This window comes from Bacillus weihaiensis (assembly GCF_001889165.1).
GTDB classification, from domain to species: domain Bacteria; phylum Bacillota; class Bacilli; order Bacillales; family Bacillaceae; genus Metabacillus; species Metabacillus weihaiensis.
The window spans coordinates 640,126-654,819 of the sequence record NZ_CP016020.1; the positions used below are offsets into that span (position 1 = coordinate 640,126).

Genomic DNA, 14,694 nt, shown 5'->3' on the forward strand with positions numbered 1-14,694 from the left:
TCATCGCTTTTACCTCTTGTTAGATGTAATACCTGGTTAATAAATGGTATAGTATTTCTATAAAGAATTTACAATGAAGGGGAAAGCAAGCTAATTTACGTGGTAAGAAACAGTCCTTCCATTAGCTTGTTTTGCCTGAATCTTTAGGTTAAGGATGAGAGTAGTTGTCTACAATTCAAATTGGGCTAACAGGCTGGGGAGATCATGATTCTCTTTATTCTTCCTCCACACATTCATCAAAAAAACTTCAGGAATATGCGGCGCATTTTCCTACTGTTGAAATAGATGCCAGCTTTTATGCCATTCAACCAATAAGAAATAGTGAAAAATGGATAAAGGAAACTCCTGAAAAGTTTCAATTTATTATGAAAGCATATCAAGGGATGACAGGTCACCTTCGTGGTGAAATTCCTTTCAAAGATAAAACAGAAATGTTTGAGGCTTTTTTAAACTCAATTGAACCTTTAAAACAATCAAATAAATTGGCGATGGTCCTTTTTCAATTTCCACCATGGTTTGGATGCAATAGAGAAAATGTTTCCTATTTAAAATGGTGTAAAGAGCAAATGAGGGATACGGAGGTAGCGCTGGAGTTTCGCCATCGTTCATGGTTTACACCTCCTTATTATGAGAAAACCCTTCAATTTATGGAAGAAGAGAAATGGATACATAGTATTGTAGATGAACCACAGGCTGGAGAAAGGTCAATTCCTACTGTGCTTCATCCGACAACTCCTCACAAGACTCTTATTCGATTGCATGGAAGAAATATTCATGGATGGAATAAACCCTCCTCAGGTGACAACTGGAGAGATGTAAGGTATTTATATAACTATAATAAAGAGGAGCTTCTTCAATGGAAGGAGTATGTAGAGACTCTCCAAAAACAAACAAATCAACTTTATATGCTATTTAATAATAATTCTGGTGGGGATGCAGCAACTAATGCGAAAGAGATGTTGAAGCTATTTAACATTACTTACACAGGATTAGCGGAAAAGCAGCTTACGTTCTTTGAAGATGAAGAGGGGAGAATGTAACAAAATGGAATGGGTCATTTTATTCCTTGTTGGTATTGCTGCTGGTACCGTTGGTAGTTTAGTTGGTCTTGGAGGAGGCATTATTGTTGTTCCTATTCTGTTATCTATGGGAGTTTATTTTTCAGTTTTTTCAAAGGTTTCCCCACAAATAGCAGTTGGAACTTCTTTACTTGTCGTTATGTTCACAGGGTTATCTTCGACTTTAACCTATCTTAAGTTTAAAAAAGTAGATGTGAAAAGCGGATTCCTTTTCTTTATTGGTAGTGGACCGGGTGGAATTGTCGGGGCATATGTGAATAAGTTTTTTAATACCTCTTCTTTTTTGATCTGGTTCGGACTATTTATGATTCTCATTTCCATTATGTTAATGGTTAAGGACAAGGTACCGAGAAGGGATACATCCTCGAAAAGACAGATTGAACGTCGCTTTATTGATAAGGAAGGAAGAGAATATAAGTATGGGTATAATAGGATTCCTGCTTTTCTCATTTCTTTTATTGTGGGTTTTATTTCAGGCTTATTTGGAATTGGTGGAGGGGCGTTAATGGTTCCTGCCATGATCCTGCTATTTATGTTTCCACCTCATATTGCTGTGGCGACATCTATGTTTATTATCTTTTTATCCGCTACAATTAGTTCTATTACACATATCACTTTAGGAAATATTCATTGGTTATATGCAGCCATTCTTATTCCTGGGGCTTGGTTAGGTGGGAGATTTGGAGCAGTCATTAATTCTAAGCTCAAAGGAAACACCGTAGTGAATTTATTAAGAATTGTATTAATTATAGCTGGGATAAAATTAATATATGAGGGGTTCTTTGGCTAATAAGATTAGCCTTTTCATAAGGAGAGAGGTATATGTTAAAAACGGTTCATCTTTATCATACGAATGATTTACATAGTCATTTCGAGAATTGGCCTAAAATCGCTCATTATGTGAATGAGCAGAGAGCACTTCATCATCAGAATAAGGAGGAAATGATTCTTGTTGATATTGGAGACCATGCAGATCGTTTCCATCCAATTACCGAAGCGACGAAAGGACAAGTAAATGTTGAGTTGTTGAATCAGTTGAACTATGATGCTGTTACAATTGGAAACAATGAAGGCATTACTTTTTCTCATGAGGATTTAAATATGTTGTATAAAGAGGCAAAATTCCCTGTTATTGCTTCCAATTTATATACGGAGATGGGTGAGCATCCTGAGTGGATTGTCCCTTACCATTTTATAACGCTAGAAGACGGTTTGAAGATTGCGCTATTAGGCGTTACGGTTTTTTATGAGAAGTTCTATGAATTACTAGGGTGGAGAATAAAAGATCCGTTCCAAAGCTTAGTTGAAACGGTAAATAAGGTGAAGGAAGAGGCTGATGTTATAATCCTTCTCTCACATTTAGGTATAAGTGATGATGAAATCATTGCAAAAGAATTTCCTGACATTGATATTATTGTAGGTGGCCATACTCATCACGTGCTACAAGATGGAGTAGTTATTGGACATTCTCTCGTTGCAGGTGCTGGAAAGTACGGTCAATATGTAGGGAAAGTGACCCTGACAATTGATACTATAGAGAATAAGCTAGTAGATAAAGCAGCGACCTTACTAAAGATACATGATCATCAAGAATCTTGTAAGGAAACTGAAACGTTTCTTCTCGATGCGCAACTGAAAAGTGAAGAAATTCTTTCTCAAAAAGTTGCGGAGTTAAAAGAAGAGTTCGTCGTCGATTGGTTTGATGATTCTAATTTTCCACAATTATTAGTGAAGGCGGTCAATGAGTGGTGTAAGGGAGAGGTTGCTATGCTGAATGCAGGTCTACTTCTTGAATCTTTACCGAAAGGGCCCGTTACAAAAAAAGATTTACATAGAATATGTCCACATCCAATTAACCCTTGTAAAGTATATTTAAAGGGTGATGTGCTTAAAGAGGTCATCATTCAAGCAAGAACCGAAAAGATGGAGCATCTGAAACTAAAAGGATTAGGTTTTCGTGGTAAAGTCATGGGAAGAATGGTATTTGACGGTATTGAAGTAGAAACAGATTATTTAAAGGATGGACACAAGCTTCTTACAAAAATACATATTAATGGGCGAGAGCTTGATCCAGAACGAACATATGCTGTTGCTACAATTGATATGTTTACACTGGGACCCATTTATCCGGAGATTAGTCATGCGAAAAAGAAAGAATTTTTCATGCCAGAGCTTTTAAGAGATGTATTAGCATGGAAGCTAGGGAAAATCCCTTCACAAATTTAAAGGAATAAAGGCACAACTTCTTTCATAATTCATACATATAAGTAATGAAAGGAGTGTCGATACAACATGGTTACAATGTCACCAATCCTCATTGAAGGGGAGCAATATACAGCCATAACAGTAGCGTTGCCAAAAACCAATTTTATGGCAGTCACGAATGAAAAAGGCTATATTATGTGTGGTGCCCTTGATGTTGGTTTATTGAATGAAAAATTAAAGGACCGAGGTATTATTGCAGGTCGTGCTGTTGGCGTACGAACAATTGAGCAATTACTTGAGGCCCCTTTAGAATCTGTCACATATGAGGCTGAAAAGCTTGGGATTTCAGTGGGAACAAAAGGCAAAGATGCGTTACTTAAAATGAAGTAATTTTGTTCTCATGACTATACATTGGTAGGAGCTTCACTAAATCATTTATTTAGAGATTATTATAGGTAGCTTTTTATAAAAATTTCAAATGAACCTTTGTGAAACTGCTACTTGAGCAGGACCAGATCATTTTTTAGTGAATGACCAAAAAAATCCTAGTTGCCAAGACGCAACATATTTGCTACACTGTAAAACGTAAATTAAATATAACCTTACCACCTTATCTCAAGATGAGGTAGAGGAGCAGGAAACAAGAGTACATTATGTGAGTATGACAACGATGATCATAATGGAAAGGGTTTTTTGCCGAAGTGAATGTACGCAGTCAGGCGTCATTTGCTGGTATTACTTTGAATAAGAGTAATACTGTCATTATAGAGTTTCATTTAGGACTTTGTTCTTAAATGTAAACAACACGTTTTTATTCTATAATGGAGGGCTACTGATCGGGATGGAGGATAACATAACATTATTCATAAAAAGAGTAATGATAGTTATTTTCTATCATTACTCTTTTTTGTGCGCTTTTTTATGGATATCTTACCGCCAAAAAAGATTAGTAATCTCTTTGATTACTTTTATGTATAGCATCAGGAACGTCCTTCCATACAAAATTCAGGGAGGCTTTACATCATGACAGGAACAATTTTTTCTATTATTCCACCTTTAATTGCCATTATTATGGTAGTTTTAACAAGAAGGGTTCTTCTTTCTTTAGGAGTTGGAATTGTATCAGCAGCACTTATTCTAAAGGAATTTTCGATTATCGATTCAGGTAAAGCAATATTTAATGCTGTTAAAGCAATTTTTATATCTGACGGAGCATTGAATACATGGAATGTGTATATCATTTTGTTCCTTTTAATCTTAGGAATTATTACAGCTCTTATTTCAATTTCGGGAGGAAGTAGAGCATTTGGGGAATGGGCCCAAAAACGTGTGAAAACTCGTGTTGGCGCTCAGTTTACAGCAGCGTTATTAGGTATTCTGATTTTTATTGATGATTATTTTAATGCACTTGCTGTTGGACAAGTGAGTAGACCCATTACAGATCGTCAAAAGGTTTCCCGTGCGAAACTAGCATATATTATTGATTCTACTTCAGCACCTGTTTGTGTTGTCTCACCTATTTCAAGCTGGGGTGCTTACATCATTGCGATGATTGCGACTATTTTAACGACGCATGGTGTAACAGAATACTCACCACTTGGTGCATTTATGACTATGGTTCCAATGAACTATTATGTATTTGCAGCAATTGTGCTTGTTTTTGCGGTCGCTTATTTTAATATTAATTTAGGTAGTATGAAGGTTCATGAAGAGCGGGCAATGAACACAGGAGAAGTAGTAGACCCGGATAAAGAAGCATTAGGTGAACCGAAAGAAGAGTTACCAACAAGCACTAATGGGACAATTGGAAATCTAGTATGGCCAATCTTAGCCTTAATTGCTGGAACTGTCTCGTCAATGTTATACACTGGCTATACAGCAATCGAGGACAAGAGTGGTGTAACCATTTTAACGATTTTTGAAAACACAGATGTTTCAACCTCTTTATTATATGGGGGAACATTTGGGTTACTCATCACGATTATTTTATTCTTTGTAAGAGGAATTAGCGGAAATCATTTTGGCTTAGGGATTAAAGAAGGTATTAAATCTATGCTACCTGCTATATATATTCTAATGTTTGCTTGGGTAATTGTGGATTTAATTGGTCAGCTTAGTACTGGAGAATATTTAGCAGGAATAGTAGAAAAATCAAACTTAAATGTAGCTTACCTTCCAGTTGTAATGTTCGTTTTAGGTGCATTTATGGCATTTGCAACAGGAACTTCATGGGGAACCTTTGGAATTATGCTTCCGATTGCTGGAGAAATTACTGCTGCAACGGATATTTCTATGTTGCTACCTGCAATGGCTGCTGTTCTAGCCGGATCGGTACTTGGAGATCATTGCTCTCCAATATCTGATACGACAATTCTTTCTTCAACAGGAGCGGGAAGTCATCATATTGACCACGTTCTTACACAGCTTCCTTATGCTTTAATCGGAGGATTATTTGCTGCAATCGGTTATGTTATTTTAGGGATTACAGGTAGCAGTCTTGCAGGATTTGCTGTTGTAACAATTTTATTAATAGGATTTATTATCTTTTTTGCTAGAAAAGCTAAAACAGCATAATCGTTAGTGTAGAAGCTGTAGGAATCTCATGACCCTGAGAAATCCTACAGTTTTTTTTGTATTCTTTTTAACGATTTGCTGCATTTTCTTCGGCTATGTATTCTTAGGACAATCATGAAAGGTGTGCCTCCGCCTAAGAAATCGAACAACACCTCTCACGTTATCTAGTCCCTCTGCTAGATAAAAAACAAGTTCCTTCTGGAAGAAGAGGTATTTTATGTGCTTTTTTCAGATGAAATATTATTGTATTAATAGTTTTGTTCGAAAGTAAATGTTCCATTCTCCATTCCTGTACTAAATGCTAGCTGAGATTGAAATAGCTTTTATCGAGTTAAAGGGGTGAATAGATAACGAAAATAGCCAAAAAATGCTAAGGATTTCACAAAATCATAAAATATTCCTATCTTTTTTACCCTAAACTAGTCATATTTAAAAAGTCATACTAAAATAGTATTTTTTCAGAAATTTCTGTAGACATTAGAAAGATCACCGTTTATACTATGTATAGATTATATAAATAATCAGAAAATTAGATAATTTCAAATTGTTTCCTCAACTAGGAAGCATAAAGAGGGGGAAAAAAGATGGATAATCGTCCGCAGTGGGGGACAAGGGCAGGCTTTATCTTAGCAGCCGTTGGTTCTGCAGTTGGTTTAGGTAATATTTGGAGGTTTCCAGCAACAGCATATGAAAATGGTGGAGGAGCTTTCTTCATTCCATATTTGTTTGCATTATTAACTGCTGGTATCCCGTTATTAGTAATGGAGTTCACAATTGGGCACAAATATCGTGGGTCCGCACCAATGTCTTTAGGGAGATTGAGTAAAGGTTCAGAATGGATTGGCTGGTGGCAAGTTGCCATTTCATTTGTTATTTCTACTTATTATGCCGTTATCATCGCTTGGGCAATGTCTTATTCGGTATTTTCATTTAACTTAACATGGGGCGAAGATACAGGTGGATTCTTATTTGGAGAATACTTACAATTAGCTGAAACACCAGGTCAATTCGGTGGTATTGTCCCAGGAGTATTTATTCCATTAGTTCTTGTTTGGGCTGTTACATTAGGCGTTCTTTTTGCTGGTGTTAAAAAAGGGATTGAGGTTGCAAATAAAATCTTCATTCCAGCCTTAGTTATCTTATTCGGTATTATTGTTATTCGTGCATTAACTCTTGAAGGTGCTGCAGCAGGTCTAGATGCATTCTTTAAACCAGATTGGAGTAAAATTGGTGATGGTAAGGTTTGGGTAGCAGCTTATGGTCAAATTTTCTTTAGTTTATCAATTGCTTTTGCTATTATGATTACTTATTCAAGCTACCTTCCTAAGAAATCAGATATTACGAACAATGCATTCATCACTGGCTTTAGTAACTCAGCATTCGAATTATTAGCTGGTATTGGGGTATTTAGTGCATTAGGTTTTATGGCTGCACAACAAGGTGTTCCCGTAAGTGAAGTTGTAAAAGCTGGCGTAGGGCTTGCATTCGTTGTATTCCCTCAGATTATTAATGAGTTTCCGGCACTTAATGGTCTATTCGGTTTCTTATTCTTTGGTTCATTAGTGTTAGCTGGTTTATCATCCTTAATTTCAATTGTTGAGACATTTGTGGCTGGAGTACAGGAGAAATTTAACATTTCAAGAACAAAAGCTGTCATGTTCGGTGGAGGATTATCAGCTCTTATCTCAATTGTGTTTGCAACAAAAGGTGGACTTTATTTCCTAGATTCTGCTGATTATTTCATTAATCAGTTCGGTGTTGCGTTAGCAGGATTATTTGAAGTAATTGCGATTGCTTGGTTCGCTAAAGAGCTTAAAAATCTTCAATCTCATGCTAATTCTATGTCAGATATTCAATTAGGTGCATGGTGGAGAATTTGTTTAAGTGTCATTACACCAGTTGTATTAGGGTACATGATGTTTGATAACCTACGTACAAACCTAACGACAGAGTATGAAGGCTATCCACGTGAGTTTATCTTCACATGGGGCTGGACAGTAGCAATTGGAGCAATCTTAGTAGGTGTTTTATTTACGATGAAGAAGAAGGCGAATGAAAATTCATTATCAGCTTCTTCAAATAAGGGGGTATCACAGTAATGAGTGGTGGAGCAATTACAATGATGATTATCGGTATGGTCATTATTTGGGGCGGTATGGCTGCAAGTATTACCAATGCTGTGATAAAAGCAAAACAAAAATAAGGTGAAAGAGAGGCTGAATCGGTCAGCCTCTCTTTGTTTTTAGTAGCTGTTTATCTATAAAACATAGTTACAATTAAATGGTAAAGGGTTCTATTATAAGGTACTTAAGAATTTATCTGTTTCTGTCAGCTCTTTCCCACGCGCGTAAATGAGGGTATGGATCAAACGACCATTCAGTTCGTCCATTGTCTTTATATAATCCATAATGCAAGTGAGGTGGGAACTTACCAGATGTACCAGGAGGACCATATCCAGAACTTCCAACAGAGCCAATTAATTGTCCAGGCTCAACGACCTGCCCCACTGCTAAACCATCTGCGAAGCCATTGAGGTGTGCAAAGTAATGGTATGTGTTATCGATATCCCGTATCCCAATACGCCATCCACCAAATTTATTCCAGCCCTTCATTTCAATGACTCCAAAACAAGTGGCGCGAACAGGTACGCCGTAGTTAGCGAATATATCTGTCCCTTCATGGATTCTTCTTCCACCCCAACCTCTTGCGTCACCCCACGTATTTTTATAGCTATAGTTGTGATTAAGTGGAACAGGAAACGCATGCTTATCTAATTTTAAGTGACCGTATTTTTTATAAAGCTTCATATGTCCTAAAATCAATCCTACAGACTTGTCACGCTGGTAATAATCCCATAAACCAATCTTTAAGTTTTCAAGATCTGTACCATATGATTCTAAATAGTGTGCAAAAGAATATAGTACATCCATATCATTGTTAGGATCTGCAAGATCATCTCCATCCCCATCTTCACCAATCCCACCAAACAAACCGATACTTGTTGGGTTCTTATCCTCTTTATTAGGATTTAAGGGACCAGTCCAGACCTCTGGTTTAATATAGATTTCAATTAATCCTTCAGCCTTTGGTATATCGTTTCTAGAATGACGAACATTTCGTTCATATTGATCAATAGCAGCTAGTATATACCATGGAATATTTGTAACAGCTTCAACATTTTTATATAAGCTCATTAGCTTTTTTTGTTCTTCATTTTGGGTGTCCTTTGGTTTTTCAGCACCAAGAGTAACAGATTGTGCTGATGTAGTCATCATGAATAGGATGATGAGAAAAGTAACGATTTTTTGCACGATAATGAGCTCCTTTCAAAGCGAAATCTTTTGTATCAGGTCAGTCATTCACATCACTACTTGTTTACATTAGTTAAATGTATAAAATGACACGTACTTTAAATAATTCCGTTTTAGTTGTAAATAGAATTTATTCCCTCTCTCCTATTAGCTTCTTTTGTTAGTTTGGTTTTCATTTCATAATTCATTAATAGAAAATGTTAGAAATTGCATACAATCCTTTCTCTTGTCCGCTCTGTTTCCTTATGTTAAAGTGGTAACGTATATAAAAAGTTCTGATTACATCTATTGGGATATTTCTTAGATTACATAACTGGAGTTGAATCAGATGGCAAAAAAAGAAGAATATTTGCGTAAGCCCGAGTGGTTAAAGATAAAATTAAATACGAACGAGAATTACACAGACTTAAAGAAATTAATGAGAGAGAAAAATCTTCATACTGTATGTGAAGAGGCTAAATGTCCAAATATTCATGAGTGTTGGGCGGTTCGTCGTACTGCTACTTTCATGATTCTTGGAGCTGTTTGTACGCGTGCTTGCCGCTTTTGTGCGGTTAAAACTGGGTTGCCAACAGAGCTTGATTTAGCTGAACCAGAACGTGTAGCAGATTCTGTAGCCTTAATGAATTTGAAGCATGCGGTTGTCACTGCTGTAGCTCGTGATGATCTAAAAGATGGCGGATCACAAGTATTTGCAGAAACTGTTCGTGCAATCCGTCGTAAGAGCCCATTTACAACAATTGAAGTGTTACCGTCCGATATGGGTGGAGATTATGATAACTTAAAAACCTTAATGGATGCTAAGCCAGATATTCTAAACCATAATATCGAAACTGTTCGTGAGCTTACACCGAGAGTTCGTGCGAGAGCAAAGTATGAGAGATCGTTAGAGTTACTTCGTCGTGCAAAAGAAATGCAACCAGAAATTCCGACAAAATCAAGTTTAATGATTGGTCTTGGAGAAACGAAAGAACAAATTATTGAAACAATGGATGACTTACGTGCAAATGATGTAGATATTATGACAATTGGTCAATATTTACAGCCTACAAAAAAACATCTAAAGGTTCAAAAATACTACTCTCCAGATGAGTTTGCTGAATTACGTGAAATTGCCTTAAGCAAAGGCTTTAGCCATTGTGAAGCAGGTCCATTAGTGCGTTCTTCTTACCATGCAGATGAGCAGGTAAACGCAGCTGCGAAGAAAAAGCAAGCTCAAGCATAAACGTGTTTGTCCAAAAGCTTATATGAGAAAGGGGCTCGAAATGATCACATTTTTGAGCTCTTTTTTTAGTCTGTCGCATAAATTGATGTTGCTTTCCTGAAAAATCTCAATTACCGAATATTTCCTTAAGTACAAGGTTTTTCTCTCTGTAAAGAGAAAGTAGCTCTTTGCTTCATTGTGATGCCTACTTAATTGACATTGTGGGAAGGTCCTCTCTTTTAGCATCTTGAAAGGAAAGAGGCTGACCCAAAAGTCTAGATTTTAGACCTTGGGTTAGCCTCTTTTCATACTTTTATCTTTTTAATTCAGTTAACGTAAAAACCGGGACGTTCCATTGCGCTCCAGTCACTTGCTTTCCGCGGGGAGGAAGCTGAGCCTCCTCGCCTGCGGCTGTTGGGTCTCAGCCTTTCCTCACTTCCCGCAGGAGTCAAGTGTCTTACGCTCCATTCCACTATCGATCTAAAATTGTATTCATAGAAGAAAACCCCTACGAAAACAGTCTTTTTTAAAGAATAATTAAACAACAAAAAAATCATGCAAATCAATATACATTTGTTTGGAGAAAAGCGACTGAAAAATACGGAAAAAGTTTAGATGACCAATATCGTCAACTCGCTTTACAAATTGAGCAAATCCTTCAAGAAGAGGAAAAGTCCGCCCCTTCCGCGTGGCTAGAAGAAAAACTGAAAGAAATACCGATTACTTCAGAAAGAAAGGGTGCTCAAAAGGTCGTTATTTAACAACCTTTTGGGTCAGCCTCTAAAGAAGGAAGTTATTCCATCTGTTCTTTTTTATAACGAGACTTTTCATATTGGTCCTTCATGTCATCATCTACATCTTCGTTTATTTCTCCATACCCTTCTCCATTTGCATTTTCACCTTTATTTAATGCACGCCCTTGTGGAGATTCGAGCATTTTATTGATGGTTTTCGTAAGAATTTCATCAATATCTCGACTTGTTGAATCAAGAGGGCTATATGCTTCAATTTGCTGAATCATATTCGGATTATCTGACACGTACACGTGATAGTATCTTGGAATAGCTGAAAGTGCGGTTTTCTTCACTTGGTCGGCTGTTTCAAAGCGATTGTCGGAATCCGTTCGATAAGCAACAAGTACTTCTTCATCAGTTACTAGCGTAGCGACATCTTGTATATTTGGTAATTGGACAGCAAGACTGCTAATCGCATTAGCTGTTGCTTCACGATCCAACCCGGGTGTTTCTGTATATGTTACGTCATTAGGAATTCCACTTTTTTGATGGCGAACATATCCAAAATTGGCACTTGAATCATTTGCATTTGGCATACCTTCTTCATTGTAAAGCTCTGGGCGATCGCTCACATTTAACGTGTTTCCACTTTGATGGAAAAGAGATGAATCTTCGTCAGCACCATATTGACAAGCTGTTAACAAGGATAATCCAACCACACATGCTGTTAATTTGGTTTTTATCAATTCTAGCACCTCCTACTACTAGCTTTACCAAAGAAGGATAAAAAACTGTTAGCAATTGATGGTTGTGTGTGTTTAGATTATGATAGAAGTATGTAAAATGGATGAGGTGAAAACCAGTATGATTTTAGTTCAGAATCAGAGCTTTGAATTAGTAAAGGAAGAAAAAGATGGGTTTAATGAAGATGCTTTTAAAAGCCGCTATAGTGACATATTAAATAAATATGACTATATTGTAGGGGATTGGGGCTATAATCAATTACGTTTAAAGGGTTTTTTTGACGATCGAAATCAAAAGGCAACCTATGATACAAAAATCAGTACATTAGATGAGTATATTTATGAGTATTGTAATTTCGGATGTGCCTATTTTGTTCTGAAAAAAATAAGAAAGTAAGTATGGACAAGGAGTGGGAGTGAAAATATCTTTTCTGTAGGTAAGAGAAGAGGTCCCTTTTTCTATCAGGTAAAAAAGCAACATACTATATCACAACAGCCATTCCATTTATAAGGCACAGGGGGTGAAGACATTGCGTCTCTTATTCCTGTGCCTTAATTGCTCTTATAATAAGTTTTCTTTATTTCGACGTATAAGGTGGTTCTTCATTTTTATTAGGATCATCGTGTGTTGGGTGTGCTGGTGTATCGTGTCGTTCCAGGCCTTGATGGAGGGACTTGTTTTCATAATTGAATGCACTATAATAACGTTGCCCCTCTTTCCATGGGGTACTTTTGTTTTGTACAGGTTCATCTTTTCCTCTAGGAGAACCATATGGACCTTCAGGAAGCTGTTCAGGAACGAGAAAATTACGCATTGTTTCTACGTTTGAGAAGTCAGTGTATGTTTCTTTTTCCTTATCATTCATCTTTATCACCTACCATAATAGTAGGTTTCTCAGGAAAAAGTACATCCATTCCTGTTTATACTAATTGGTATAAAAAGTCACGTAATTCCTCTGCATCCTCTTCGTTTAGTTTAAAGGCATGTTCCAAGTATCCTGGTTCTTTTAAGTCATCTGAGCCAATGATAGCGAAACGATTCCCTTGTATGTCTAATACTAACTGTTTCCCATAGTAGCGATCGGTTTGAATAATAGCTAAATCAAAACGTTGATTTTCTCCCATAAAGCTAACAAATCTTGTTTTTGCATTCACCGTATCATCGTATAAAAAGAATCTTTCAGACATTGTCATCTCTCCTATGTAGTGGTTTATCCTTATACTACCATAAAGGAGAGGAGGAAGCTTTTCCACATCGCTCCTTTAGATATCCGGCTTTGTTCTGGAGCTCCACATTTCTTAACGGAAATGAACTCTTAAGGCCAATCAACCTCAATCAATATAGGCAAACTAGTAGGATTAAAGTAGAGTCGAGCAATAAATAAACAGAAATTAAACGAAGAAATTATATGGGAATTCATTACCAAATACCTACTTTTCGTTTAAATTTTTGCTTGAAATAAGTCGAAATGGCGAAAAATATGATAAAATATGAATACGTTAGGTGATTGCCAGAAGGGTTGAGTACTTATGAATCGTGGATTTATGGAAAAACATTATCGAAGAATAAAAAAGTGGAGCAAGCTTTTTTATCCGCAGCATAAATTAAAATACTATCCTCCAAAATTTGTACTTAGAGACCCTGTTTTAGAGAGGGTTTATTTCGCTTTATCAGGTGGACAGCAGGTGGCTGCTATTGTCATTTCCATTTCGAACTTAAGGGAGCTTTCACAACAGTTAGAGTCAAGACAATTAAGTGACTATAAAAGTGAACTGAAAGCTGCGTTTAAAGAAATTTTTGACGAGTCGAACTATAAGGATGATTTATTGGTTGTTCATGATTATTATAGTGAAGGTTTAACTGTCTTCATAAAAATAAATGATGATAAGCAGAGTGTTGTACATATTGAGAGCCTATTAAGGACCCTTACACCTAAATTAGAGAGATGGATGTATACGAAATATCCATATTTTCAGCATTCTTTTGAAATTGGTTATATGTTTGTCGAAAGGGATGTTGGTACGATTCAAGATGCGCTATATGCTGCGCAGCAACAAGCGGTTGCAATGGCGGAAAAACGAATACAATCTCGCTATATTGAGACCTTATTAGAAATGAGAGATATTATTCAAAAGCGTGAGATCAAATTACTTGCACAGCCTATTATTGATCTAACTACTAAGCAAATTAGGGCTTGGGAGTTTTTAACGAGAGGACCTGAGAATACGTCCTTAGAAAATCCATTACAATTATTCTCCTTAGCGAGACAATCTAATCTTATATATGATTTGGAACTACTTGTACTTGAGAAGGCATTTCAGTTGATTGAACGTGTAGGCTGTAAAGACGATGTGTTCTTAAATTTTACGCCTATTACGTTAGGGAATAAACGGTTTATTCCGGCTCTTTCAAATCTATTAGAGCGATATGAAGAGATATTACCCAATAAAATGATCTTTGAGGTAACGGAACGAGATTCAATTGAGGGATTGACGTTTTTCCAAGATAACATAAAACAGCTACGTAAAATGGGCTTTCGCATAGCGGTTGATGACACGGGAGCTGGCTATTCTAGTTTACATACAATAAGTGAACTGCTTCCAGATATCATCAAAATCGATCGTTCAGTTATTCAAGATATCGACACAAATCGTGTGAAAGAATCTATGTTAAAGGGTTTAATTTTAATTGCAAAAGAAACGGGATCACTTGTCGTAGCAGAAGGTATTGAAAAGAAAGAAGAAGCAGATGTATTAATGAGAAATCAGGTTGATCTAGCACAAGGATATTTTTACGCAAAACCAGGCACATTAGAAAAAGGACGAGTAGCTTTACTATAGGGG

The 14,694-nt window shown here is 36.6% G+C and carries 14 protein-coding genes and 1 riboswitch; of the genes, 10 read left to right on the forward strand and 4 right to left on the reverse strand.

What is annotated here, in order from left to right; translation table 11 throughout:
• Window positions 1–164 precede the first annotated feature (164 nt).
• The 7 genes from A9C19_RS02990 (at window position 165) to A9C19_RS21295 (ending at window position 8,061) form a co-directional block, all read left to right on the forward strand.
• On the forward strand, window positions 165–1,040 hold the full coding sequence (locus A9C19_RS02990) for a DUF72 domain-containing protein (protein ID WP_072578582.1): 876 nt from the start codon (window positions 165–167) through the stop codon (window positions 1,038–1,040).
• A gap of 4 nt (window positions 1,041–1,044) precedes the next feature.
• Window positions 1,045–1,869: a sulfite exporter TauE/SafE family protein gene (locus A9C19_RS02995; RefSeq protein WP_072578583.1), complete on the forward strand. Its 825-nt coding sequence runs from the start codon at window positions 1,045–1,047 to the stop codon at window positions 1,867–1,869.
• Window positions 1,870–1,901: 32 nt separating this feature from the next.
• Window positions 1,902–3,305, forward strand: coding sequence for a bifunctional metallophosphatase/5'-nucleotidase (locus A9C19_RS03000; RefSeq protein WP_072578584.1), 1,404 nt, complete (start codon window positions 1,902–1,904; stop codon window positions 3,303–3,305).
• 66 nt (window positions 3,306–3,371) lie between these two features.
• Window positions 3,372–3,674: a YunC family protein gene (locus A9C19_RS03005; RefSeq protein ID WP_072578585.1), complete on the forward strand. Its 303-nt coding sequence runs from the start codon at window positions 3,372–3,374 to the stop codon at window positions 3,672–3,674.
• Between the two features lie 228 nt (window positions 3,675–3,902).
• A riboswitch (Lysine riboswitch) is annotated at window positions 3,903–4,124 on the forward strand.
• A gap of 183 nt (window positions 4,125–4,307) precedes the next feature.
• Window positions 4,308–5,858, forward strand: a complete 1,551-nt coding sequence (locus A9C19_RS03010) for a Na+/H+ antiporter NhaC family protein (protein ID WP_072578586.1) — start codon at window positions 4,308–4,310, stop codon at window positions 5,856–5,858.
• A gap of 584 nt (window positions 5,859–6,442) precedes the next feature.
• A complete protein-coding gene (locus A9C19_RS03015; protein WP_072578587.1) occupies window positions 6,443–7,957 on the forward strand; it encodes a sodium-dependent transporter in 1,515 nt (504 codons plus the stop codon).
• The gene (locus A9C19_RS21295) at window positions 7,957–8,061 is read left to right on the forward strand and encodes a methionine/alanine import family NSS transporter small subunit (RefSeq protein ID WP_072578588.1); all 105 of its coding nucleotides are present in this window, start codon (window positions 7,957–7,959) and stop codon (window positions 8,059–8,061) included. The genes A9C19_RS03015 and A9C19_RS21295 overlap by 1 nt, the downstream gene beginning before the upstream one ends.
• 112 nt (window positions 8,062–8,173) lie before the next feature.
• Here A9C19_RS21295 and A9C19_RS03025 read toward each other — a convergent pair whose 3' ends face one another.
• Window positions 8,174–9,133: a M23 family metallopeptidase gene (locus tag A9C19_RS03025; RefSeq protein WP_072581715.1), complete on the reverse strand. Its 960-nt coding sequence runs from the start codon at window positions 9,131–9,133 to the stop codon at window positions 8,174–8,176.
• Window positions 9,134–9,497: 364 nt separating this feature from the next.
• On the opposite strand from A9C19_RS03025, the gene lipA reads away from it, so the two are divergent.
• Complete coding sequence (gene lipA / locus A9C19_RS03030; RefSeq protein WP_072578589.1) at window positions 9,498–10,394, forward strand: lipoyl synthase; 897 nt, start codon at window positions 9,498–9,500, stop codon at window positions 10,392–10,394.
• Between the two features lie 772 nt (window positions 10,395–11,166).
• Here lipA and A9C19_RS03035 read toward each other — a convergent pair.
• A complete protein-coding gene (locus A9C19_RS03035; RefSeq protein WP_072581716.1) occupies window positions 11,167–11,850 on the reverse strand; it encodes a YhcN/YlaJ family sporulation lipoprotein in 684 nt (227 codons plus the stop codon).
• A 121-nt stretch (window positions 11,851–11,971) separates the two neighbouring features.
• Between A9C19_RS03035 and A9C19_RS03040 the strand changes: the two genes are divergently transcribed.
• A complete protein-coding gene (locus tag A9C19_RS03040) occupies window positions 11,972–12,247 on the forward strand; it encodes a YutD family protein (protein ID WP_072578590.1) in 276 nt (91 codons plus the stop codon).
• Window positions 12,248–12,428: 181 nt separating this feature from the next.
• Here A9C19_RS03040 and A9C19_RS03045 read toward each other — a convergent pair whose 3' ends face one another.
• The gene (locus A9C19_RS03045; protein WP_072578591.1) at window positions 12,429–12,716 is read right to left on the reverse strand and encodes a cytosolic protein; all 288 of its coding nucleotides are present in this window, start codon (window positions 12,714–12,716) and stop codon (window positions 12,429–12,431) included.
• Between the two features lie 55 nt (window positions 12,717–12,771).
• Window positions 12,772–13,038, reverse strand: coding sequence for a DUF3055 domain-containing protein (locus A9C19_RS03050; RefSeq protein WP_072578592.1), 267 nt, complete (start codon window positions 13,036–13,038; stop codon window positions 12,772–12,774).
• A gap of 342 nt (window positions 13,039–13,380) precedes the next feature.
• On the opposite strand from A9C19_RS03050, the gene A9C19_RS03055 reads away from it, so the two are divergent.
• Window positions 13,381–14,691, forward strand: a complete 1,311-nt coding sequence (locus A9C19_RS03055) for an EAL domain-containing protein (RefSeq protein ID WP_072578593.1) — start codon at window positions 13,381–13,383, stop codon at window positions 14,689–14,691.
• Window positions 14,692–14,694 lie beyond the last annotated feature (3 nt).